This window comes from Paracoccus sphaerophysae (genome assembly GCF_000763805.1).
Lineage (GTDB): Bacteria > Pseudomonadota > Alphaproteobacteria > Rhodobacterales > Rhodobacteraceae > Paracoccus > Paracoccus sphaerophysae.
Window position 1 is genome coordinate 1 of the sequence record NZ_JRKS01000002.1, and the last position, 22,768, is coordinate 22,768.

A 22,768-nucleotide genomic window follows, 5' to 3' on the forward strand; every position below is an offset into this window, starting at 1 on the left:
GGCTGGGGGTCGGCATGGGGGTGGTGGTCCATGTGCTGCTGGCCACCGCCGGGCTGGGCGCGGTGATCGCCGCGCATCCCGGCGCGCTGACCGCGATCAAGTGGATCGGCGCCGGCTATCTGCTGGTGCTGGCCTGGAAAAGCTGGCGGGCGGGGGTGTCGGACGGCTCGGCGCGCGGCGCGGTGCGCCCGTGGACCGTGATCCGGCGCGGGGCGATGTCGAACCTGCTGAACCCCAAGCCGGTGCTGTTCCTGCTGGCCTTCCTGCCGCAGTTCACCAGCCCCGCCTTTGGCCCGATCTGGCAGCAATTGCTGGGGCTGGGGCTGATCTTCATGGTCACCGGCACGCTGGTCACGATGGGCTACGGCATCGTCGCGGGCTGGCTGGGGGCGCGGCTGGGCGCGCATCTGGGCATCCTGAACCGCGTCGCCGCGGTGATGTTCGCGGCCCTCGCCCTGCGGCTGGTGGCGCGGTGAGCGCCGAGGGTCCCGGCGCGCGCTTCGTCTATCGCCCCACCGACGCGCAGCCTCGGCTGATCCACCACGACGACCAGATTCTGGTCGTGGACAAGCCCGAGGGCCTGCTGTCGGTCCCCGGCCGGGGCGAGGATCGCGCCGACTGCCTGATCGCCCGGCTGCGGGGGGCGTTTCCCACCGTGCTGCTGGTGCACCGGCTGGACCTGGACACCTCGGGCGTCATGGTCTTTGCGCTGACCCCCCACGCCCAGCGCCATCTGGGCCAGCAGTTCGAAAAGCGGCAGGTCCGCAAGTCCTATGTCGCGCGGCTGTGGGGGCGGCTGGAACCCCGCACCGGCACGGTGGACCAGCCGCTGATGGTCGACTGGCCGAACCGCCCGCGCCAGATGATCCACCCCGAGGGCCGCCCCGCCCAGACCGGCTGGCGGGTGATCCGCGCCAGCTACGCCGAGACCCGGGTGCGGCTCAACCCGCTCACCGGCCGCAGCCACCAGTTGCGCGTCCACATGGCGCATCTGGGCCACCCGATCCTGGGCGACCCGCTGTACGCCTCGGGGGCGGCGGCCGATTTCCCACGGCTGATGCTGCACGCCGAGACCCTGCGCCTGCGCCACCCCGAGACGAACGTCACCATGACGTTTTCCGCCGAGGTGCCGTTCTAAGGCCGGAACGGGATGCGACCCGACCGGGCTCGCGCGCGTTCGGCTGGGAAAGGGAGCTTCTCATGCGTATCCGAAACCTCGCCTTGGCGCTGGCCACCCTGGCCGCGACCGCCGCCTGCACCCGCACCGTGATGACCCGCGTGCCGGCGGGGATCGAGCCGGTTTCCGGCTTCGAGGTCGCCCGCTACATGGGCCGCTGGCACGAGATCGCCCGCCTCGACCACCGCTTCGAGCGCGGCATGACCGAGGTGACCGCCGATTACAGCCTGAACGACGACGGCACCGTGAAGGTGGTGAACCGCGGCCTGAAAGACGGGCAGTGGAAGTCGATCGAGGGCACCGCCCGCTTCCTGGGCGACCCCTCGGTCGCGAGCCTCGGCGTCACGTTCTTCCCCGGCCTCCCCGGCGGCTATCACGTCTTTGCCCTGGACCCGGAGTATCGCTGGGCAATGATCTCGGGTCCCAACCGCGGGTATCTGTGGATCCTCGCGCGCGAGCCGCGGATGGACGAGGGGGAGTACCGGCGGCTGGTGGGGCTGGCGAAGGAGAAGGGCTTTGCGGTGGAGGGGTTGATCAAAAATTCTCTGCGTTAATTTTCAGATATGTTCCAGGAGCTGCCGTTTGAGTTATCGATAATCTTAATAGATTTGTTTCTGGCAAATGTAGCAACATAGCTATGGTGAACGCTAAGAACGACTTCCTGGAATTCTTGAGAAGATTCCAAATCTTCGATTGTGAGGCCTATTGACCGGCACTTATCGCGCATGAGATGGTGAGAATGACTAGACATCGAGCTGAAGTCCGTCAAGCTCTTGACTACTTTTTTAGCGGTTATCTTTGGATCGGGCGTGCCTGAGAACATATTATCGCTAAGCCACTCGGCGACCATTGCGTTAGATTGGACGATTGCCATCTCGCAGCTCGCTATAAATGCAGGCTGATATTTTCGGAAAATCTCTTGCCAAAATACGAGCCTGGGCGGATCGTCGGCGATTTCCTGCAGGGCTTTTTCAATCTCGTTCACCACGCCCGTCGCCGGAAAGCCTTTTACTTGGGGGTCGATAGGCCCGAGCGACGAGTGCTTCGCCATCACAATTGACTTTGCAGCGCAAGCGATCATCGTTCCCGCCGACATTGCGATCTGGGGGACGATCACTCTTATGTCGTGATCGAATTTTGAGTAAAGATACGAAACGATAGCTCGCGTGGCTTCGATGCCGCCTCCTGGAGTGTGCAGGATCAGATCCAAACCCGATCTCGTATCTAGATTATGGAGGACAGCCATAAAGCCGTTCATGTCGAAATCGGTTATACTACACTCACGGTAATCCGGACGCTTCTGAAGAAAGCCAGAATAATAAGCTATATTTGGACGACCAGTATAGTCGGCCATTGCCTTCAAATATTGATGTCTCTTGCGGTCGCAAGCAATATTGGCTGCTACGCCATTAGATATCTCGGACGCAATTTCCGCTTCAATCTCATTCCAAGTGGGCATCAAGCGGGACCGACTTTGACGAGACCGTGGTCCCATTGTGCTCACTGAATGCACTGAATGAATTATCCAGCTCATCGGCCGCACCTAACGGAGTGCTACTGAGCATATTCATCGTCGTCAGCAACTGGACGAGCGGAGTCAGCCCCTGCTCGCGATCCTCGACGTGCATCGCAAATCCCTCCGAATCACATGAGTCACACTCGCACGAGCGAGTCAAGGACGCAAGATTCGCCTCACACCCGCCCCTGATAATTCGCCTTCGGCCCCATCAGCCACCAGGCGATCAGGCCCACCACGGGCAGGAAGGCGATGACCAGCGTCCAGATTATCTTGGACCCCCGCTCGGCGTTCGAGTTGATGACCGAGGCGATCGCCCAGATGTCGAGGGCGAACAGGATCAGCCCGCCGATGCCGCTGAAAAGATTCATCTCCGGTCTCCATGGCCAGGGAAGGTGTCGGCCGATCAACGGTCAAAGTGCCGCGCGGTTCCTTACAGCACGTAGCGCGACAGGTCGGCCGACCGGGCGAGGTCGCCCAGCTGCGCCTCGACGAAGCCCGCGTCCACCGTCACCGCCTGGCCCTGCTGGTCGGGGGCGGTGAAGGACAGGTCCTCGAAGACCCGCTCCATCACCGTGTAAAGCCGGCGCGCGCCGATGTTTTCCACGCTGCCATTCACCTCGGCGGCGATCCGGGCCAGCGCCGCGATGCCGTCGTCGGTAAAGCCGACCGTGACGCCCTCGGTCGCCATCAGCGCGGTGTATTGCCGGGTCAGGGCGTTGTCCGTCTCGGTCAGGATGCGGACGAAGTCAGCCTCGGTCAGCGCCTTCAGCTCGACCCGGATCGGCAGCCGGCCCTGCAGTTCGGGCAGCAGGTCCGAGGGCTTGGCGACGTGGAACGCGCCCGAGGCGATGAACAGGATGTGGTCGGTCCGCACCGGGCCGTATTTCGTGCTGACCGTGGTGCCCTCGATCAGCGGCAGCAGGTCGCGCTGGACGCCTTCGCGCGAGACCTCGCCGCCGCGGGCCTCGGCGCGGGCGCAGACCTTGTCGATCTCGTCGATGAAGACGATGCCGGATTGCTGCACGGCGTCCAGCGCGGCGGTCTTGATGGCCTCGTCGTCGATCAGCTTGTCGGCCTCTTCGGCCAGCAGCAGGTCATAGGACTGCGCGACCGTCACCTTGCGGCGCACCCGGCGGCCGCCGAATGCCTTCATCAGCGCGCCCAGGTCCATCATCTGGCCCATGCCGGGCTGGCCCGGAATCTCCATCCCCAGAGGGTTGGAATTGTCGGTCAGGTCCAGCTCGATCACCGTGTCGTCCAGCTCGCCAGATTTCAGCTTGCGGCGGAACATCTCGCGGGTCTGGTCGCGGGCCTGGTCGCCGGCCAGCGCGGCGATCACCCGGTCCTCGGCGGCGGCGTGGGCGCGGGCCTTGACCTGATCGCGCATCCGGTCGCGGGTCTCGGCCATGGCGGCGTCGGTGAGGTCGCGGATGATCTGTTCGACGTCGCGGCCGACATAGCCGACCTCGGTGAACTTGGTCGCCTCGACCTTGACGAAGGGCGCGCCCGCCAGCTTCGCCAGCCGGCGGCTGATCTCGGTCTTGCCGACGCCGGTGGGGCCGATCATCAGGATGTTCTTGGGAAACACCTCGTCGCGCAGGGCCGGGTCCAGCTGCTGGCGGCGCCAGCGGTTGCGCATGGCGACGGCGACCGCCCGCTTGGCGTCGGCCTGGCCGATGATGAAGCGGTCCAGCTCGGTCACGATCTGGCGGGGGGTGAGGTCGGTCATGGGGTCCCTCTCGGCGTCCTTGGGCGCAGACTTAGGGGGCATCCGCCCCGACGCCAAGGGCGCGGGCGCGGCGCTGGACTGTCCGCCGCGCAACGGCTATGTCACGCGCAAACCCCAGCCGGAGCCCCGCCATGACCGACCGCATCCCCCTGAAGCGCGCGCTGATCTCGGTGTCCGACAAGGCGGGGCTGGTCGATTTCGCGCGGGCGCTGGCGGATCGCGGGGTGGACCTGCTGTCCACCGGCGGCACCGCGCAAAGCCTGCGCGACGCGGGGCTGGCGGTGCGCGACGTGGCGGACCTGACCGGCTTCCCCGAGATGATGGACGGCCGCGTCAAGACGCTGCACCCCAAGGTGCATGGCGGGCTGCTGGCGCTGCGCGACAAGGCCGACCATGTCGCCGCGATGGACGAACACGGGATCGAGGCAATCGACCTGCTGGTGGTCAACCTGTATCCGTTCGAGGCGACCGTCGCCAAGGGCGCGGCCTATGCCGATTGCGTGGAAAACATCGACATCGGCGGCCCGGCGATGATCCGCGCCGCGGCCAAGAACCACGGCTTCGTGGCGACCATCGTGGATGTCGAGGACTACGCGGCGCTGCTGGCGGAACTGGATGCGAACGATGGGGCGACCACGCTGGCCTTCCGCCAGCGCATGGCGCAGGCGGCCTATGCGCGCACCGCGGCCTATGATGCTGCGGTCAGCAACTGGATGGCCGGCGCCATCGGCGGGGCGACGCCGCGCCGCCGCGCCTTTGCCGGGACGCTCGCGCAGAGCATGCGCTATGGCGAGAACCCGCACCAGGCGGCGGCCTTCTATACCGACGGCAGCAACCGCCCCGGCGTCGCCACCGCCCGCCAGTGGCAGGGCAAGGAGCTGTCCTACAACAACATCAACGACACCGACGCGGCGTTCGAGCTGGTGGCCGAGTTCGACCCCGCCACCCCCGCCGTCGCGATCATCAAGCACGCCAACCCCTGCGGCGTGGCGCTGGGCGCGACGTTCGCCGAGGCCTACGGGCGCGCCTTCGACTGTGACCGGACCTCGGCCTTCGGCGGGATCATCGCGTTGAACGGCACGCTGGACGAGGCGACGGCCCGCGCCATCACCGAGATCTTCACCGAGGTCGTCATCGCCCCCGACGCCACCGACGCCGCGCGAGAGGTATTCGCGGCCAAGAAGAACCTGCGCCTGCTGACCACCGGCGGCCTGCCCGATCCGCGCGCCGGGGGGCTGACCTTCCGCCAGGTGGCCGGCGGCTTCCTCGTGCAGGGGCGCGACAACGGCCATGTGGCGCGCGAGGCGCTGCAGGTCGTGACCCGGCGCCAGCCCTCGGACGCCGAGCTGGAGGACCTCATGTTCGCCTGGACCGTGGCCAAGCACGTCAAGTCGAACGCCATCGTCTATGCGAAAGACCGCGCCACGGTGGGCATCGGCGCCGGGCAGATGAGCCGCGTGGACAGCACCCGCATCGGCCGCCGCAAGTCCGAGGACATGGCCGAGGCGCTGGGCCTGACGGCCCCGCTGACCGAGGGAGCGGCGGTCGCCTCGGACGCGTTCTTCCCCTTTGCGGACGGGATCGAAGCGCTGGCCGCGGCCGGCGCGCGGGCGGTGATCCAGCCCGGCGGGTCGATGCGCGACGCCGAGGTCATCGCCGCCGCCGACCGGCTGGGGCTGGCGATGGTGTTCACCGGCCAGCGCCATTTCCGCCACTGACGGGCCGCGGATGACCGAGACTCCCGACACCCCGGCCCCCGATGGCCCCAGGACCGAGGCCCCGAAGAAGCCGCGGCGCAAGCTGGCGGCCGACGGCAACCCGGCCGCGCCCCGCAAACGCCGAACGCTCAAGGCCGAACCGCCGCCCCCGTCCCCGCGGCTTCTCTGGTGGGCGGCGGGCGTGGCGCTTGCGGTGCTGCTGATTGACCAGCTGTCCAAGTGGGTCGTTGTCCATGCGCTGAACCTCAAGGAGGTGCAGGCGATCGACGTGATCGACCCGTGGCTGAACCTGCGGATGGCGTGGAACCAGGGGGTGAACTTCGGCCTGTTCGGCTCGGACGCCGAGCTGATGCGCTGGGTGCTGGTCGGCGTCGCCGCGGTGATCTGCATCTGGGTCGCCGTCTGGCTGTGGCGGGCCCGGCCGGGGCGGCTGGCGCAGGTCGCCGCCGGGCTGCTGATCGGCGGCGCGCTGGGCAACGTCATCGACCGGGTGGCCTATGGCGCGGTCGCGGACTTCCTGAACATGAGCCTGCCGGGCTGGCGCAACCCCTATTCCTTCAACGTGGCCGACATCGCGATCTTTGCCGGCGCGCTGGGGCTGGTGATCCAGCCCGGCCCCAAGCCCAACGCCGGCGCGGGCGGGAAGCCCTCTGACAAGACCCGTGACGCGGGCCGCAGGACGCGCTAGAACGCCCTCAAACACGGCGCGGCTGCGGGTCGTGACAACCGACGAGGGTGGTTCATGCGGGCGGTTCTGCTGACTTTCTGTGTCCTGGCGCTGGGCGCCTGCGAATCCAGCGGCAAGCTGATGACGCTGGCCAGCGATGACGGTCCCGAGGAATTCGCCATCGTGCCGTCCAAGCCGCTGGAACTGCCGCCGGACCTGGCCGCCCTGCCGGCGCCGACGCCGGGCGGCAGCAACATCACCGACCAGAACCCCGATGCCGATGCGGTCGCGGCCCTGGGCGGCAACCCGGCGCAGCTGGCCGCGCAGGGCGTGGGGGCGGGCGACGGCGCGCTGATCGCCCATGCCGGCCGCCACGGCGTCACCCCGGGCGTGCGCCAGATCACGGCGCAGGAAGATGCCGAATACCGCCGCCGCAACGGCCGCCGCCTGCTCGAGGTCGTGGCCCGGTCCAACGTCTATTACCGCGCCTATCGCCGGCAGTCGCTGGACAGCCAGGCCGAGCTGGACCGCTGGCGTCCGACCGGCGTGCAGACCCCGACCGCGCCGCCTGCCCCCTCGCGCTGAGGCGCCGGGCAGGAACCGGCGCCGGGGCCGATCCCACCACACGACCGGCACCACATGAGAGGGGGAGCGATGGCATCCTATCTGAAGACGACGCCCGACGCGCAGGGTTATTTCGGAACCTATGGCGGGGCGATGCTGCCGCCGCCGCTGGTCCCGCATTTCAAGGACATCACCGACGCCTATCTGCGGATTTCCAAGTCGGCGGACTACATCAACGAGCTGCGCCTGATCCGAAAGCATTTCCAAGGCCGGCCTACCCCGGTCAGCTATCTGAAGAACCTGTCCGACGCCTGCGGCGGCGCGCGGCTTTACGCCAAGCGCGAGGACCTGAACCACACCGGCGCCCACAAGCTGAACCACTGCATGGCCGAAGGGCTGCTGGCCCGCCACATGGGCAAGACCAAGCTGATGGCCGAGACCGGCGCCGGCCAGCATGGCGTCGCGCTGGCCACCGCCGCCGCCTATTTCGGCATGGAGTGCGAGATCCACATGGGCGAGGACGACATCGCCAAGGAGGCGCCGAACGTCACCCGCATGAAGCTGCTGGGGGCCGAGGTGGTGCCGGTGTCGTTCGGCGGCCGGTCCCTGAAAGAGGCGGTGGACAGCTGTTTCGAAAGCTACCTCAAGCAGGCCGACACGGCGCTGTTCGCCATCGGCTCGGTGGTCGGGCCGCATCCCTTCCCGATGATGGTGCGCGATTTCCAGCACGTCGTGGGCGTCGAGGCACGCGAGCAGTTCCTGGAAATGACCGGCGAGCTGCCCGACATGGTCGCCGCCTGCGTCGGCGGCGGGTCGAACGCGATGGGCATCTTCTCGGGCTTCATCGACGACGAGGGCGTGGCGCTGTTCGGGGTCGAACCGCTGGGCTCGTCGTCGAACCTGGGCGATCACGCGGCGACGATGACCTATGGCGAGGACGGCGAGCTGCACGGCTTCCGCTCGATCCTGCTGAAGGACCCGCAGGGGGCGCCGGCCGAGGTCCACACCATCGCCTCGGGGCTGCATTATCCCGGCGTCGGCCCGGAACACGCCCATCTGCACCGCACCGGCCGCGCCACCTATGTCGGCGCCACCGACACCGAATGCCTGCGGGCGTTCTACGACCTGTCGCGGCGCGAGGGGATCATCCCGGCGCTGGAAAGCGCCCATGCCGTCGCCTTCGCGATGCGCGAGGCGCCGGCCAATCCGGGCAAGTCGATCCTGATCAACCTGTCGGGCCGGGGCGACAAGGACATCGACTATGTGACCCAGAACCACGGCTTCGGGGAAAACCTGCGGTAGCCGTAAGCGGCGATCTGCCCTAGGTGAGGCGCGCTACAGCGCGTCCCACAGCAGCTTGAGCGCCAGCACCGTCAGCAGCGTCAGGATCACCCGGTCAAAGGCCGCGCTGGACAGCCGCCGGCCCAGCCGGGCGCCGATCGTCATCCCGGCCAGGATGGTGACGAAGGCGCCCAGCCCCAGCAGCGCATGGGGCGCGGTCAGCACCCCGTTCCACAGCAGCAGCGGGATCTGCACGCAGGCCAGCGCCACGAAGAAGCTGGACACCGTCCGCACAAAGGCCGGGCGCGGCAGGGCCACGGCGTTGAGGAAGGTCAGCGACACCGGGGCAGAGATCCCGGTCGCCCCCATCAGCACCCCGCCCAGCCCGCCCGCCACCGGCGCCAGCCGGGCGGCCGCGTTCGGGAAAAGGGCGCGGCCTGGGCGGATCAGGCGGAACAGCACATAGACCATGACGGTCAGGCCGACGGCGATCTTCAGCACCGCGTCGGGCAGGCTGAACAGCAGCGCGGTCCCGATGGCGGTGCCGATCCCGCCGCCCAGGGCAAAGCCCCACAGCAGCCGCCGGTCGACGGGCACGGTCCGACAGGCCCAGGACTGCCCGACATTGGCCAGCAGGTTCGGCAGCGCAAAGACCGCGACCGCCGTTTCCACCCCGAACATCATCGTCATCAGCGGCACGGCGATGATCGGCGTGCCTGCGCCGGTGGCGCCCTTGAGTATGCCTCCGGCCAGGAAGGCCAGCGCGGTCAGGGCGACGCTCGCCGGATCCGGCATCATCATGCGGCGCCCCCTTTCCGGTCAGCCGAGCGCCCGCACCAGCCCCAGCGTGATGGCGGGGAAGGCGACCAGCAGCAGGATGCGCAGGATGTCCGAGATCAGGAACGGCATGACGCCCCGGAAGCTTTCCCACATCGGCACGTCCCGCGCCATGCCGTTGATGACGAAGACGTTCATCCCGACCGGAGGCGTGATCAGCCCGACCTCGACCACCACCACGGCCAGGATGCCGAACCAGATCAGCGTGTCCTCGCGGCTCATCCCGAAATCGAGCCCGGCGATGATCGGGTAGAAGATCGGGATGGTCAGCAGCAGCATGGACATCGAATCCATCACGCAGCCCATCGCCAGATACAGCAGCAGGATCGCCGCCAGCACCATCATCGGCGACAGGCCCGATTCCGCGATCATCGTGGCGGCAAGCATCGGCGTCTGGGTGGCCGACAGGAAGGCGTTGAACATCTCGGCCCCCAGCATGATCAGGAAGATCATCGCCGAGGTCTTGGCGGTGCCCTGCAGGCACGTGATCAGGCCCCCCATGCGCATCCCGCCATGCAGCACCGCCAGCACGAAGGCGCCGAACGCGCCGACCGCCGCGCCCTCGGTGGGGGTGAACCAGCCGCCATACATGCCGACTACCACGACCCCGAAGATCAGGATGATCGACCATGTCTCGCGCAGGCTGGCCAGGCGCTCGGTCCAGCTTGCCGCGGGCGCGGCCGGCCCCTCGCCCGGGCGGATGCGCACATAGACCGCGACCGCGATCATGTAACCGATGGCGGCGATGATGCCGGGGATCATGGCGGCGACGAACATCTTGGCGATGTTCTGTTCGGCCATCAGCGCATACAGCACCAGGATCACCGAGGGCGGGATCAGGATGCCCAGCGTCCCGCCCGCGGCCAGCGACCCGGTGGACAGCGCGCCCGAGTAGTTATAGCGCCGCATCTCGGGCAGGGCGACCTGGCCCATCGTGGCGGCGGTGGCCAGCGACGATCCGCAGATCGCCCCGAACGCCGCGCAGCCGCCGATCGAGGCCATCGCCAGCCCCCCCCGCAGATGCCCGAGAAACGCCGCCGCCGCGCGGTACAGCGCCCGGCTCATCCCCGCATGGGTGGCGAATTCGCCCATCAGCACGAACAGCGGGATCACCGACAGCGAATAGGTCGAGAACTGGTAGTAGGTGTTGGTCTTGAGATAGGCCAGCAACGGCATCCAGCCGTTCACCAGCCCATAGCCGCCGATCCCCACCGCCAGCATCGCCACGGCGATCGGGATGCGGATCGCCATCAGCCCCAGCAGCACGGCAAAGCCGGTCAGTCCGGCGGCGATCCCGGTCATGCCCGCACCTCTCCCGCCTGCGCCGCGCGCCAGTGCCCGATCATCGTGAAGAACGTGGTGACGATCAGCAGCGCCATCGCCGGCAGGATCACGGTGAAGCCCCACCAGACCGGAATCCGCAGCACCATCGACTGCTCGCCATATTCGCGGAACTCGGACGCACCGTGGAACATCCGCCAGGTCAGCAGGATGCCGATCGCCAGGAACACCAGGTCGCCCAGCGCCTCGAGCGCGTGGTTGGTGCGCGGGCCGGCCTTCATGGTGAAGAAGTCGACCAGCACGTTGCCCCCGGTGATCTGGCACCAGGGCAGGAAGCAGGACACGACGATGGCCGAGCCGATCTCGACCAGCTCGAAGTCGCCGGGGATCGGCGCGCCCAGCAGGCTGCGGCGGGCGATGCTGGCGACGGTCATCAGCATCATCGCCACCAGCACCAGCCCGCCCAGCGTGGCGAACCAGCGGCACAGCGCCACCAGCCAGTGCGGCACCACGACCGGATGCGCGTGTTCGGTGAGGGGTTCGGGCTCGGCCATCGTCTGCGTCCCTACTTGGCGCCGGCGGCCACCAGCGCGGCGCGGGCGTCGTTCAGGATCGTCTGCCCGTCATGGCCCGCATCGGTCGCCGCCTTGACCCAGGCGTCGAAGACCGGCTTGGTGTTTTCCTTCCAGGCGGCGACATCGGCCTCGGGGATGACGTGGATGGTGCCGCCGGCGTCGATCGCCTTCTGCCGCTCGGCCGCCTCGGCGTCGTCCAGCGCCTTGCCGGCCAGCGGGGCGAGATTGGCGCCCGAGTTGTCGTCGATCACCTTCTTCAGGTCGTCCGGCAGGCTGTCATACTTGGCCTTGTTCATCACCAGCGCAAAGACCGAGGTGGACATGCCGCCATTCTCGACCCCCATCTCGGTGTGGTCCTTGGCGACCGAGTCGATGCGCAGCGAGCCGAAGACCTCCCACGGGATCACCGCCCCGTCGATGACCCCGGTGGTCAGCGCCTGGGCGACCTCGGGGACCGGCATCCCCACAGCGGTCGCGCCCAGCGCGTTCAGCGCCTCGGTCATCTGCCGCGAGGGGGCGCGGATCTTCATGCCGGCCAGATCGGCCAGGCCCGCCACCGGCTTGGTCTTGGTGTGGATCTTGTAGGCCGCGGGGGCGTGGATCAGCAGCGGGTGGACCTGTTCCAGCTCCTTGCCCAGGTGCTTGGCCTGGAATTCCTGCAGCGCCATCGTGGTCTGGGTCGAGGTGCCGCCCATGAACGGCAGCTCGAACACCTCGGCGATGGGGAAGCGGCCGGGGGTATAGCTCAGCAGCGTCCACGCCACGTCCACGATCCCGTCGCGGGCCTGGTCGAACAGCTGCGGCGGCTTGCCACCCAGCTGCATCGAGGGATAGCGCTGGATGTCGATCCGGCCGCCCGACTGTTCCTCGATGGCCTTTTCCCAGGGCTGGAGGATGCCGACCTCAAGCGGGGAATCGCCGGTCAGGAAGTGGTGCACGCGCAGCACGACCTCTTGCGCGGCAGCGGCGGCGGGCGACAGGGCCAGCGCGGCGAGCGCCAGCGCGGCGGCGGTCTTGAGGGTGGTCATGTTGGGGTCTCCTCCCGTTGGGTCTTGTCGTTATGGGGCAGCGTGGCCGGATCGAGCGCGCCGTGCCAGTCGGTGCCCGGCGCCAGCCGGGACAGCGCGTCCGCCAGGGTCGGGGCGTCGTCGGCGGCGACCAGGCGCAGCGCCTCGGCCACGGTCACCAGCGCCTGCGCGCGGGGCATCCGGCGGGCCAGCAGGAAGCCCGCGGCCTCGGCGGTCATCCGGCCCCGGTCGGCGGCGAAGGTCGCGGCGATGCGGTCGGGGGCGGGGGCGAGCGTATCCGCCAGCTCCTGCGCCAGCCGCAGGCTCGCGGCGGTGCGTTCCAGCATCGCGGGCAGGATCGCCCATTCCAGCCCCAGCACGGTGCCGTCGCGTTCCTGGGCATGGATCATCGCGTGCTGCATCCCCGCCACGTCGCCGGCGTTCAGCCGGGCGAGCGCCACCAGCGCCTCGGCGGCGACGGGGTTCGATTTCTGCGGCATGGTGGACGAGCCGCCACCGGCGCCGGCGGTCACCTCGGCGATCTCGGACTGGCCCAGCTGGACCAGGTCGAGCCCCATCTTGCCCAGGCCCCCCGTCACCAGCGCCAGCCAGCCGGCGAGTTCCGCCATGCCGTCCCGCGCCGCGTGCCACGGACCGGGCGGGGCGGTCAGCCCAAGCTCGGCCGCCATCGCCGCGCGGACCCTGTCGGCATGGGGGCCCAGCGCCGCGCTGGTCCCGGCGGCGCCGTGCAGCGACAGCAGCAGCAGGCGCGGGCGGAGTTCACCCAGCCGGGTCAGGTTGCGCGACTGGATGCCGCGCCAGACGGCGATCTTGGCGCCCAGCGTGGTCGGGGCGGCGATCTGATGGCGGGTGCGGGCCGGGATCGGCTGGCCGGCGTAAGCCTCGGCCCTGGCGGCGAGGGTCGCGTCCAACGACACCAGCCGCCCGTGCAGCAGCGCCAGCGCCTCGGCCAGTTGCAGCGCCAGCGCGCTGTCGGTGATGTCCTGCGAGGTGGCGCCGTAATGGACGAAGCCTGCCGTCTCGGCCCCATGCTCCGCGGCGACGGCGGCCTTGAGCGCCCCGATCAGCGGCTGCGCCGCGATCCCCGCCGTCGCGGCCCTGGCGGCGAGATCGGCCGGCGCGGGCGTCAGGGTCCCGGCCGTCGCCGCGATGGCGTCAGCGGCCGCCGCGGGAATGTCGCCCACCGCCGCCTGCGCGCGCGCCAGCGCCGATTCCACGCGCAGCATGGCGGCAAGTGCCGCCGGTTCGGACAGCAGCGCCGCCATCCCGGCATCGCCATACAGCGCGCCCATCAGGGGGGCGGCGCGGCTCAAGCAGCCCTCAGCCCGAGGATCTGACGCGCCTGCGCGACGCTGGCGACGGGGCGTTCATGGCGCTCGCACAGATCGACGGCGCGGCGGACCAGCGCGGCGTTGGACTGCGCCAGCGTGTCGCGGTCGATCCGCACGTTGTCTTCCAGCCCCGTGCGCGCGTGCCCGCCCGAGGAAATCGCCCATTCGTTCAGCACGATCTGCTGCGGGCCGATGCCGGCAGCGCACCACGGCGCGTCGTCGCCGAACAGCCGTTTGACGGTGTGGATGTAGTAGTGGAAAACGTCGCGGTCGGCGGGCATGGCGTTCTTGACGCCCATCACGAACTGCACATAGGGCGTGCCGGTCAGGCGGCCGTCATCGGCCATCTTGCGGGCCTGCAGGATGTGGGACAGGTCGAACGCCTCGATTTCCGGCTTCACGTCGTATTTCAGCATTTCCGACGCCAGCCAGTCCACGAGGTCTGGCGGGTTTTCATAGACGCGGGTCGGAAAGTTGTTCGACCCGACCGAGAGGCTCGCCATGTCGGGGCGCAGGGGCAGCATCCCGCCCCGCGCCCGGCCGGCGCCCGACCGGCCGCCCGTGGACAGCTGGACGATCAGGCCGGGGCAGTGCCGTTCCAGCCCCTCTTTCAGCCGCGCGAACCGTTCCGGGTCCGAGGTCGGTTTCCCCTCGTCGTCGCGGACATGGCAATGGGCGATGCTGGCCCCAGCCTCGAAGGCTTCCTGCGTCGATTCCACCTGCTCGGAGATGGTGATCGGGACGGCCGGGTTGTTTTCCTTCGTGGGCAGCGATCCGGTGATCGCCACGCAGATGATGCAGGGCTTGCCGGAGACGGAGTGCGGATCAGACATCGAAGAACACCGTTTCGTTGTCGCCCTGCAGGCGGATGTCGAATCGATAGACCGGCATGCCGTCCCGGTCACCCGAATGTTTGGCAATCAGCGTGGCGCGGCGGTTTTCCCATTCGATCAGGTTCAGCACCGGATCGGTCGCATTGGCCTCGGCCTCGTCGTCGAAATACATCCGGGTGTTCAGCCCGATGTTGATGCCCCGGGCGACGATCCACAGGTTGAGATGCGGCGCCATCGGGGCGTGGTTTTCATCCGCCCGGCCCTGCCAGTCGGGGTGGGTGTCGCGGACCTTGCCGGCCACGCCCGAGGCCATCTTGGCCCGCGCATTCACCTTGCCCGGCTTGATGGTGTCGAAACCCCACTCGCCGGTCTCGAAATCGGTGATGACCCGGCCCCAGCCGCGAAACCCCTCCTCGACCCTGGCCCCGCCCTCTTCGTGGCGGACATAGGTGCCGTCGGCATTGGCCTGCCAGACCTCGATCAGCACGTCCTTGACCGGGCTGCCGGTGCCGTCGATCACGCAGCCCTCGACCCGGATGCGCTGCCCCTTGGCGTTCGGCCCGGCGATGTCCCAGCCCAGCTCGTTGTCAAAGATCTTGAAGCCCGCCGCACCGGGCGCCAGCCCGATATGGACATACGGCCCGGCAGTCTGCGAGGCGCTTTCGCGCAGATAGTGCGGGGCGTTGTTGCGTGCGTCGACGACCATCAGTTCCCCTCCATCCGGTTCTCGAACATCGTCGAGCGGCGACCGCGCAGCACGATGTCGAAACGATAGGCGATGCTGTCCAGCGGCACGGTGGCGTTCAGGTCCAGCTTGGCGGTCAGCCGGTCGATGGCGTCCGGGTCCGGGATGGTCTGCACGATCGGGCAATGCGGGATCAGCGGGTCGCCCTCGAAATACAGCTGGGTGATCAGCCGCTGGCAGAAGGCATGGCCAAAGACCGAGACGTGGATATGCGCCGGCCGCCAGTTGTTCACCCAGTTCCGCCACGGATAGGCGCCCGGCTTGACGGTGCGGAAGAAGTAATGGCCGTCGGCATCGGTGATGGTCCGCCCGCAGCCGCCGAAGTTCGGGTCGATCGGCGCGAGATAGGTGTCCTTCTTGTGCCGATAGCGGCCGCCGGCATTGGCCTGCCAGATCTCGACCAGCGTGTTCGGCACCGGGCGGGCGTTCTCGTCCAGCACCCGGCCGTGGACGATGATGCGTTCGCCCACCGGGTCGCCGTCCTTGGCGTAGTTCTTGATCAGGTCGTTGTCGATCGGGTTCAGGTCGCCATGCCCGAACACCGGCCCGGTGGTTTCCGACACCGACCCCTGCAGCGAGATCAGCGCCAGCCGCGGGCTGCGCGCGACGCTGGTCTTGTAGTCCGGCGTCAACGCCGGGGGGTGGATGCGGCGGTCGCGCTGGTAATATTCGGCCGGGTGCATCATGCCTTGCCCTCCATCTCGGCATAGGTGTCGCGGGCGATTTTGATCGCGTGGTTGGCCTTGGGCACGCCGCAATAGATCGCGACATGCTGAAACGCCTCGAGCACGTCCTGCTTGCTGGCCCCGGTGCGGGCGGTGGCGCGGATATGCATGGGGATTTCCTCGAAGTTCCCCATCGCGGCCAGCAAAGCGAGCGTCAGCATCGACCTTTCGCGCCGGCTGATCGCGTCCGAGGCCCAGACCGTGCCCCAGGCGGCGTTGGTGATCAGCTCCTGGAACGGCGCGTCGAAGTCGGTCTTCTGCGCCTCGGCCCGGTCCACATGGGCGTCGCCCAGGACCTCGCGCCGGACGGTCATGCCGGTTGCGTGGCGGTCAGCCATGGGCGGTCTCCTTGAAGAAACGCGTCAGGATCGCCGCGTACTCGGCCGGAGTCTCGACGCAGGGAATATGGGCGGCCTGGGCGATCAGGTCGAACCGCGCGCCGGGGATCAGCGCGGCGGTGTCGCGGACCAGATCGGGCGGGGTGGCGCCGTCATGGCCGCCGGCGATCAGCTGGACCGGCAGGGTCAGCCGGGCGGCCTCGGCGCGCAGGTCGGCATCGGCGATGGCCTGGCAGCAGGCGATGTAGCCCTCGGCCGGCTGGCGGGCCAGCATCCGCGACCAGGGCGCGTCCCGGCCCTCGGCCAGGAAGGCGGGGGAAAACCACCGCTCCATCGTCGGCCGGGCGATGCTGGCCAGCCCGTCGCGGCGGATCGCGGCGATGCGGTCGCCCCACATCTGCGGGTCGCCGATCCTGGCGGCCGAGTTGGAAATCACCAGCCCGGCCAGCAGGTCGGGGTGGCGCAGGGCCAGCGACTGCCCGATCAGCCCGCCGATGGACAGGCCGACGAAGACGACCCGGCCCAGCCGCAGGTGGCGGATCAGCGCGGCGGCGTCGTCGGCCAGCGTCTCGATGCGGTAGGGGCCGGGGGGTTCCTCGCTCAGCCCGTGGCCGCGCTTGTCATAGCGCAGCACCCGCAGCCCGGCGGGCAGATGCAGCAGCAGCGCGTCCCAAACCCGCAGGTCGGTGCCCAGAGAGTTGGAGAACATCACCACCGGCGCGCCCTCGGGCCCGTCCAGGCGGTAATGCAGGTCGGCGCCGTTTACGGTTGCAGTCAGCATCAATAGGGCAATCCCACATAGTTTTCGGCGAAGGCGCGCTGCTGCGCGTCGTTGTCGCGCAGGAATGCGATCTCGGCCTGCTGCATCTTCAGGTCGAAGGGCGACATGTGCGGATAGACGTGCAGCAGGCTCGAGAACCACCAGCTGAAGCGCTCTGCCTTCCACACCCGCAGCAGGGCCTTTTCGGAATAGCGGTCGATGTCCTCGCTGTCGCCATCGGCATAGAACTGGCGCAGCCCCTCGAACAGGTAATGCACGTCGCTGGCGGCGGTGTTCAGCCCCTTGGCGCCGGTCGGCGGCACGATATGGGCGGCGTCGCCGACCAGGAACAGCCGGCCCCAGCGCATCGGCTCGGTCACGAAGGACCGCAGGGGCGCGATGGATTTCTCGATCGTCGGGCCGGTCACCAGGCGCTCGGCGACGTCCGAGGGGATGCGGCGCCTGAGTTCCTGCCAGAAGGCGTCGTCGGACCAGTCCGAGGTCGATTCCGACAGCGCACACTGGATATAATAGCGCGACAGGTTCTCGTTGCGCATCGAGCACAGCGCAAAGCCGCGGTCCGAGTTGGCGTAGATCAGCTCGTCATGCACCGGCGGGGTTTCCGACAGCACCCCCAGCCAGCCGAAGGGATAGATCTTCTCGTATTCCCGGCGCACGTCCAGCGGGATGGCCTGGCGGCTGACGCCGTGGAACCCGTCGCAGCCGGCCACGAAGTCGCAGTCGATGCGCTGCGCGTGGCCGTGGCGGGTAAAGGTCACATGCGGGTGGTCGCCGTCGGCGTCGTGGATCACCACGTCCTCGACCTCGAAGATGGTCGGCGCGCCGGCCGCCTCGCGGGCGTCATACAGGTCGCGGGTGACCTCGGTCTGGCCATAGACGATGACCGGTGTCCCGGTCAGCGCCTTGAAGTCGACGTGGAACATCTGATCGCCCACGGCGATCTGGGTGCCGTCATGGACGAAGCCCTCGGCGTGCAGGCGGTCGGCGACGCCGGCTTCCTCCATCAGCTTCACGAGGCCGGTTTCCAGGACCCCGGCGCGGATGCGGCCCAGCACATAGTCGCGGGTCTTGCGTTCCAGCACGACCGCGTCGATGCCCGCGCGATGCAGCAATTGCCCCAGAAGCAGCCCGGACGGCCCGCCGCCGATGACGACGATCTGTGTGCGCATGATCTTCCCCCTCGTGCCGGCGAACTTGACCGCTTGTTTCGCGCAAGTAAAATGAGAAATCCCCTGGCTTGCTTACCAGAAATGGCAATCGATGGACCGACGCATCCGGCTGCGCCACCTGCAGGCATTTGTGGAGATCGTGCGCCAGGGCAGCCTCAAGGCCGCGGCCGAGGCGTTGTTCCTGACCCAGCCCGCGATCTCGCGCACCCTGGCCGAGCTGGAGGAGATCACCGGCGGGCCCTTGCTGATCCGCGGCCGCGGGGGCGTGCGGCTGACCGCGCAAGGGCAGTTCCTGCACGGCCACGCGCTGTCGGGGCTGGCGGCGTTGTCGGCCGGGCTGGCGGGGCTTGGCGGCGTGGCCTCGCCGCCGCCGCAACTGCGCATCGGGGCGCTGCCCTCGGTAGCGGCGCGGCTGATGCCGGGGATCGTCGCCCGGCTGCTGCAGATGGCGCCCGACCTGCAACTGGCGATTTCCGACGGCGCCCATGAGGCGCTGACCAAGGCGCTGCGCGCGGGCGACCTGGACGCCGTGATCGGCCGGCTGGGCGAGCCGCACAGCATGCAGGGCCTCAGCTTCACCCAGCTTTATCTCGAGGAGGTGGCGGTGGTCGTCCGCCCCGGGCACCCGATCCTTATGGATCCCGACCTGCGGCGGGTGGGCAATTACCTGGTGCTGTATCCGACCGAGGTGGCCGCCATCCGGCCGCTGGTCGACCGGCTGATGCTGGGGCTGGGGCTGGGCCTGCCGCCGCGGCGGATCGAGACGGTGTCGGGCGCCTTCGGCCGCGCCTTCGCCCGCGACGCCGACGCGGTTTGGTTCATCTCGGCCGGCGTCGTCGCCCGCGACGTGGCCGAGGGGCGGCTGGTCCGGCTGCCGGTCGATACCGGGCTGACCCGGGGGCCGGTCGGGGTGATGACCCGCGCCGGCGCCCCGCGCAGCTTCGCCGAGACGCTGTTCATGGAGGTGGTCGTCCAGATGGAGCTGTCCGACTGATCGTCAGCCCGGCGCGGACGGATCGGCGTCGCTCCGGGCCTCGGCCGCCGCCACAGCCCGGGCCGCGAGCGCGGAAAACTGCGCCCGCTCGGTCGCCGACAGGCCGGGCAGGATGTCGTCCTGCAGCGCCCGGACCACCGGCGACAGCCGCGCGTGCAGCGTCCGCCCGGCCTCGGTCGGGGCCACGGCGATGGCGCGGCGGTCGGTGGCGCTGGCTTGCCGCGCGATCAGCCCCTTGCGTTCCAGCCGCGCCGCGACCGACCCGACCGTGGCGCGGTCCTTGCCGATGCCGCGCGCCAGCGACGCCTGGTCCAGCCCCGGCTGGGTCATCAGCGTGTCCAGCATGGCGAACTGCACAGGCGTCAGGTCCTCGCCCTGCGCCGCCATCGCCGCCGCGAACACCTGGGTCGAGACCTGGTGCAGCCGCCGGATCAGGTGTCCGGGCAGCGTGCAAAGTTCGGGTCCGTCCATCGAAAGCCTCTCCTGCCCGGGCATGATTTCGTATGTAGGCATACTTTCCTCTTGCATGCCAGCCCGCCATATCGTAAGACGACTTACGACACAGGGAGGCTTGCGATGCAGTACCATCGCGATGGATTTCGCCCCGGAGACCCGACGATCCTGCCCGCCGCGCCCGGACGCGCGGAGGCGGGCGCGCCGCTCCCCGACACGGTGGACGTGCTGATCGTCGGCAGCGGGCCTGCCGGCCTCGCACTCGCCGCGCAGCTGGCCGCCTTCCCCGAGATCACGACGCGCATCGTGGAGCGCCGCGAGGGGCCGATGGACAAGGGGCAGGCGGACGGCATCTCGTGCCGCTCGATGGAGATGTTCCAGGCCTTCGGCTTTGCCGATACCGTGCTGGCGCAGGGCTATTGGGTGAACGAGACGACCTTCTGGAAGGACGATCCGGCCAACCCCGCGCGGCTGGTCCGCAACGGCCGGGTGCAGGATGTTGAGCACGGGCTGTCCGAGATGCCGCATGTCATCCTCAACCAGGCGCGGGTCCACGACATGTTCCTGCAGGTGATGCGCCACAGCCCGAACCGGCTGCATCCGGATTACGGCCTGACCCTGCAGACGCTGTCTGTGGACGAGACCGGCGATCATCCGGTCACCGCCACGCTGCTGACCGCGGACGGGTCCGAGCGCCGCGTTCGCGCCCGCTTCCTCGTCGGCTGCGACGGCGCCCGCAGCGCCGTGCGCCGGGCCATCGGACGCGAGCTGCGGGGAGATTCGGCCAACCAGGCCTGGGGCGTGATGGACGTGCTGTGCGAGACCGACTTTCCCGACATCCGAATGAAGTCGATCCTCAAGTCCGATCGGGGCAGCGTGCTGATCATCCCGCGCGAGGGCGGCTATCTGACCCGGATCTATATCGAGATGGACCGGCTGGGCGAAGGTGAACGGGTCGCCGAACGCGCCATCACGCTGGACCATCTCGTGAGCGCGGCGCAGCGGGTCTTTGCGCCCTACAGGCTCGAGGTGCGCGAGGTCGCCTGGTGGTCGGTCTACGAGATCGGCCAGCGGCTGACCGACAAGTTCGACGACGTGCCTGCGGGCAGCAACCGGCTGCCGCGGGTCTTCATCGCCGGCGATGCCTGCCACACCCACAGCCCCAAGGCCGGGCAGGGGATGAACGTGTCGATGGGCGACGGCTTCAACCTGGGCTGGAAGCTGGCCGCGGTGCTGCGCGGGCGCGCGGACCCGGTGATCCTGCACAGCTATTCGGCCGAACGGCAGGGCGTGGCGCAGGACCTGATCGACTTCGACCGCCGCTGGGCGGCGATCATGAGCGCCCGCGACGCGGGCGCCGCAAGCGGCGACACTCCGCTGTTCCAGCGCAGCTTCGTCGAAAACGGCCGCTACACCGCCGGGATGCAGGTCAGCTATCAGCCCGGGGTGCTGACCGGCCTGGCGACGCATCAGGCGCTGGCCCCCGGCTTTCCGGTCGGCGAACGCTTCCACTCCGCCCCGGTGATCCGGCTGGCTGATGCCAGGCCGATGCAGCTGGGCCATGCCGTCACCGCCGACGGCCGCTGGCGGCTGTTCGCCTTTGCCCCCGCCGAGGACCCCGCGGAACCCGATTCGGCGATTCGGCGGCTCTGCGGCTTTCTGACGGACGACCCCGCCTCGCCGCTGCGTTTCAACCGGCCGGGCGACGATCCCGACGCCCAGATCGACCTGCGCGCGGTCTTTCAGCAGGGGTTCCGCGAGGTCGACCTGCGCGGGCTGCCGCCGCTGCTGCTGCCCAAGGTCGGGGCGCTGGGGCTGGTCGATCACGAAAAGTCGTTCTGCGCCGATCCGGCGCAGGACATCTTTGACCTGCGCGGGATCGACCGGACGACCGGCGCGCTGGTGATCGTGCGCCCGGACCAGCACGTGGCCCATGTCCTGCCGCTGGACGCGACCGACGAGCTGGCCGCCTTCTTCGCCGGGTTCCTGATCTGAGGCCCGGCCTTACGCGGGGGGGCTGTCTGGCAGCCGCACCGCCTCGATCACCTGGTGGTGCAGCCAGCGGTGCATGACGTCGCGGTGATGGCGCTGCGGCCAGACCATGGCGATGGAAAACCGCCCCGGCACCGGGCAGTCGCGCAGCACCAGCCCGGCGCCGATCGCCGCCGCCAGCCGGCGCGGCAGGGTGGCGACCAGCCGGCTGCCCGCGATCAGGCTGGGCACGCCGGCCGGGCTGGGCACGGCCAGCCGCGCGTCCAGCCGATGGCCCAGCGCCTCCAGCTCGGCCAGATAGCGCGACCGCCAGCGGCCCTCATAGGTGATGTCGATGTGATCGAGCCGCAGATAGTCGTCCAGTGCCAGCTTTTCGGTCTCGGCTTGCGGATGGGCGGGGTCCATCAGGCAGACATAATCCTCGTCGCGCAGCGCCCGGGCATAGACGCCGGCCACGTCCGACAGATAGGGACCGATCAGCAGGTCGGCCTCGGACGCCAGCAGCCGGTCGATGCCGCGGCCGCGCGAATCGACGATCTCGATGCGCAGCCCCGGTGCCTGCTGCCGCACGCTGCGGATCAGCGGCGGGATCATCAGCAGCCGTTCATAGTAATTGCAGGCGATCGTCACCCGGCCGACGATCCGGGCCGGGTCCATCTGCTGCGGTCGGGCCAGCTGGTCCAGCCGGTCCAGCGCCGGGGCGACGCCGGCGATGATCTCGGCCCCGCGCGCGGTGGTGACCTGCCGCCCCGCCTCGCGCACGAAGATCGGGTCGCCGAACGCCGCGCGCAGCTTGTCGACGGTATAGCTGACGGTGGACTGGGTGACGCCCAGCCGCTCTGCCGCGGCGGTGAAGGACCCCGCGCGGTCCACAACCACCAGCAGCCGCAGGGCCGTGATGTCCAGATGTCCCGGCAGGGCCATGGGCCGCACCTATCGAAATCCTCGATGGCCTCCATCAAGAGGATCATGTTGGTGAATGGTCAATGCCCCGTTTAACCTCCCGCCCCGACGACAAGCCGGGGAGGAGA

At 68.9% G+C, this 22,768-nt stretch carries 25 protein-coding genes; 9 read left to right on the forward strand and 16 right to left on the reverse strand.

Annotation, left to right across the window (positions count from 1 at the left end; genetic code table 11):
• From IC63_RS01045 to IC63_RS01055, 3 genes are all read left to right on the forward strand, one after another.
• On the forward strand, positions 1-476 hold a 476-nt coding region (locus IC63_RS01045; RefSeq protein ID WP_036716167.1), incomplete at its 5' end, for a LysE family translocator.
• On the forward strand, positions 473-1,138 hold the full coding sequence (locus IC63_RS01050) for an RluA family pseudouridine synthase (RefSeq protein ID WP_036716169.1): 666 nt from the start codon (positions 473-475) through the stop codon (positions 1,136-1,138). The genes IC63_RS01045 and IC63_RS01050, both read left to right, overlap by 4 nt.
• Positions 1,139-1,200: 62 nt before the next feature.
• Positions 1,201-1,731 (forward strand): lipocalin family protein, encoded by a 531-nt coding sequence (locus IC63_RS01055; protein ID WP_052041762.1) that lies wholly within the window; start codon positions 1,201-1,203, stop codon positions 1,729-1,731.
• Here the strand turns inward: IC63_RS01055 and IC63_RS17210 are convergent.
• The 3 genes from IC63_RS17210 to hslU form a co-directional block, all read right to left on the reverse strand.
• Positions 1,728-2,636: an SDH family Clp fold serine proteinase gene (locus IC63_RS17210; protein ID WP_232222469.1), complete on the reverse strand. Its 909-nt coding sequence runs from the start codon at positions 2,634-2,636 to the stop codon at positions 1,728-1,730. The genes IC63_RS01055 and IC63_RS17210 overlap by 4 nt on opposite strands.
• Positions 2,637-2,869: 233 nt before the next feature.
• The gene (locus IC63_RS01065; protein ID WP_036716173.1) at positions 2,870-3,064 is read right to left on the reverse strand and encodes a PLD nuclease N-terminal domain-containing protein; all 195 of its coding nucleotides are present in this window, start codon (positions 3,062-3,064) and stop codon (positions 2,870-2,872) included.
• A gap of 62 nt (positions 3,065-3,126) precedes the next feature.
• Complete coding sequence (gene hslU, locus IC63_RS01070) at positions 3,127-4,425, reverse strand: ATP-dependent protease ATPase subunit HslU (RefSeq protein ID WP_036716174.1); 1,299 nt, start codon at positions 4,423-4,425, stop codon at positions 3,127-3,129.
• A gap of 131 nt (positions 4,426-4,556) precedes the next feature.
• Here hslU and purH point away from each other — a divergent pair, with 131 nt between their 5' ends.
• From purH to trpB, 4 genes are all read left to right on the forward strand, one after another.
• Positions 4,557-6,143 carry a bifunctional phosphoribosylaminoimidazolecarboxamide formyltransferase/IMP cyclohydrolase gene (gene purH, locus IC63_RS01075; protein WP_036716175.1) on the forward strand — a complete coding sequence of 529 codons (1,587 nt, stop codon included), beginning with the start codon at positions 4,557-4,559 and terminating at the stop codon, positions 6,141-6,143.
• Positions 6,144-6,324: 181 nt separating this feature from the next.
• The gene (gene lspA, locus IC63_RS01080) at positions 6,325-6,831 is read left to right on the forward strand and encodes a signal peptidase II (protein ID WP_036716354.1); all 507 of its coding nucleotides are present in this window, start codon (positions 6,325-6,327) and stop codon (positions 6,829-6,831) included.
• Positions 6,832-6,885: 54 nt separating this feature from the next.
• Positions 6,886-7,395, forward strand: coding sequence for a DUF3035 domain-containing protein (locus tag IC63_RS01085; RefSeq protein ID WP_036716177.1), 510 nt, complete (start codon positions 6,886-6,888; stop codon positions 7,393-7,395).
• Positions 7,396-7,464: 69 nt separating this feature from the next.
• Positions 7,465-8,676: a tryptophan synthase subunit beta gene (trpB, locus tag IC63_RS01090; protein ID WP_036716179.1), complete on the forward strand. Its 1,212-nt coding sequence runs from the start codon at positions 7,465-7,467 to the stop codon at positions 8,674-8,676.
• 33 nt (positions 8,677-8,709) lie between these two features.
• Here the strand turns inward: trpB and IC63_RS01095 are convergent, their stop codons facing one another.
• From IC63_RS01095 to pobA, 11 genes are read right to left on the reverse strand one after another with little or no spacing between them, the layout of a single operon-like run.
• Positions 8,710-9,456 (reverse strand): sulfite exporter TauE/SafE family protein, encoded by a 747-nt coding sequence (locus IC63_RS01095; RefSeq protein WP_084115343.1) that lies wholly within the window; start codon positions 9,454-9,456, stop codon positions 8,710-8,712.
• Between the two features lie 18 nt (positions 9,457-9,474).
• Positions 9,475-10,794 carry a TRAP transporter large permease gene (locus tag IC63_RS01100; protein ID WP_036716180.1) on the reverse strand — a complete coding sequence of 440 codons (1,320 nt, stop codon included), beginning with the start codon at positions 10,792-10,794 and terminating at the stop codon, positions 9,475-9,477.
• Positions 10,791-11,327: a TRAP transporter small permease gene (locus IC63_RS01105; RefSeq protein ID WP_036716181.1), complete on the reverse strand. Its 537-nt coding sequence runs from the start codon at positions 11,325-11,327 to the stop codon at positions 10,791-10,793. The genes IC63_RS01100 and IC63_RS01105 overlap by 4 nt, the downstream gene beginning before the upstream one ends.
• Positions 11,328-11,338: 11 nt before the next feature.
• Positions 11,339-12,376 carry a TRAP transporter substrate-binding protein gene (locus IC63_RS01110; RefSeq protein ID WP_036716182.1) on the reverse strand — a complete coding sequence of 346 codons (1,038 nt, stop codon included), beginning with the start codon at positions 12,374-12,376 and terminating at the stop codon, positions 11,339-11,341.
• Entirely contained in the window at positions 12,373-13,689 is a 1,317-nt protein-coding gene (locus IC63_RS01115) for a lyase family protein (protein ID WP_052041763.1), read from the reverse strand. The genes IC63_RS01110 and IC63_RS01115 overlap by 4 nt, the downstream gene beginning before the upstream one ends.
• On the reverse strand, positions 13,686-14,540 hold the full coding sequence (locus tag IC63_RS01120; RefSeq protein ID WP_036716184.1) for a BKACE family enzyme: 855 nt from the start codon (positions 14,538-14,540) through the stop codon (positions 13,686-13,688). The genes IC63_RS01115 and IC63_RS01120 overlap by 4 nt, the downstream gene beginning before the upstream one ends.
• Positions 14,533-15,246: a protocatechuate 3,4-dioxygenase subunit alpha gene (locus tag IC63_RS01125; RefSeq protein WP_036716186.1), complete on the reverse strand. Its 714-nt coding sequence runs from the start codon at positions 15,244-15,246 to the stop codon at positions 14,533-14,535. Before IC63_RS01125 ends, IC63_RS01120 begins: the two co-directional genes overlap by 8 nt.
• The gene (gene pcaH / locus IC63_RS01130; RefSeq protein ID WP_036716360.1) at positions 15,246-15,968 is read right to left on the reverse strand and encodes a protocatechuate 3,4-dioxygenase subunit beta; all 723 of its coding nucleotides are present in this window, start codon (positions 15,966-15,968) and stop codon (positions 15,246-15,248) included. The genes IC63_RS01125 and pcaH overlap by 1 nt, the downstream gene beginning before the upstream one ends.
• On the reverse strand, positions 15,968-16,348 hold the full coding sequence (gene pcaC / locus IC63_RS01135) for a 4-carboxymuconolactone decarboxylase (protein ID WP_036716187.1): 381 nt from the start codon (positions 16,346-16,348) through the stop codon (positions 15,968-15,970). Before pcaC ends, pcaH begins: the two co-directional genes overlap by 1 nt.
• Positions 16,341-17,129, reverse strand: a complete 789-nt coding sequence (gene pcaD, locus IC63_RS01140; protein WP_036716189.1) for a 3-oxoadipate enol-lactonase — start codon at positions 17,127-17,129, stop codon at positions 16,341-16,343. The genes pcaC and pcaD overlap by 8 nt, the downstream gene beginning before the upstream one ends.
• Complete coding sequence (gene pobA, locus IC63_RS01145; RefSeq protein ID WP_036716190.1) at positions 17,129-18,298, reverse strand: 4-hydroxybenzoate 3-monooxygenase; 1,170 nt, start codon at positions 18,296-18,298, stop codon at positions 17,129-17,131. The genes pcaD and pobA overlap by 1 nt, the downstream gene beginning before the upstream one ends.
• Positions 18,299-18,389: 91 nt before the next feature.
• On the opposite strand from pobA, the gene pcaQ reads away from it, so the two are divergent.
• Positions 18,390-19,292: a pca operon transcription factor PcaQ gene (gene pcaQ / locus IC63_RS01150; RefSeq protein ID WP_036716191.1), complete on the forward strand. Its 903-nt coding sequence runs from the start codon at positions 18,390-18,392 to the stop codon at positions 19,290-19,292.
• A 3-nt stretch (positions 19,293-19,295) separates the two neighbouring features.
• On the opposite strand, the gene IC63_RS01155 is transcribed toward pcaQ, so the two are convergent.
• Positions 19,296-19,763 (reverse strand): MarR family winged helix-turn-helix transcriptional regulator, encoded by a 468-nt coding sequence (locus IC63_RS01155; protein WP_036716192.1) that lies wholly within the window; start codon positions 19,761-19,763, stop codon positions 19,296-19,298.
• A gap of 105 nt (positions 19,764-19,868) precedes the next feature.
• Between IC63_RS01155 and IC63_RS01160 the strand changes: the two genes are divergently transcribed.
• Positions 19,869-21,740, forward strand: coding sequence for an FAD-dependent monooxygenase (locus tag IC63_RS01160; protein WP_036716193.1), 1,872 nt, complete (start codon positions 19,869-19,871; stop codon positions 21,738-21,740).
• A gap of 9 nt (positions 21,741-21,749) precedes the next feature.
• Here the strand turns inward: IC63_RS01160 and IC63_RS01165 are convergent, their stop codons facing one another.
• Positions 21,750-22,661: a LysR family transcriptional regulator gene (locus tag IC63_RS01165; RefSeq protein WP_036716195.1), complete on the reverse strand. Its 912-nt coding sequence runs from the start codon at positions 22,659-22,661 to the stop codon at positions 21,750-21,752.
• Between the last annotated feature and the right edge of the window lie 107 nt (positions 22,662-22,768).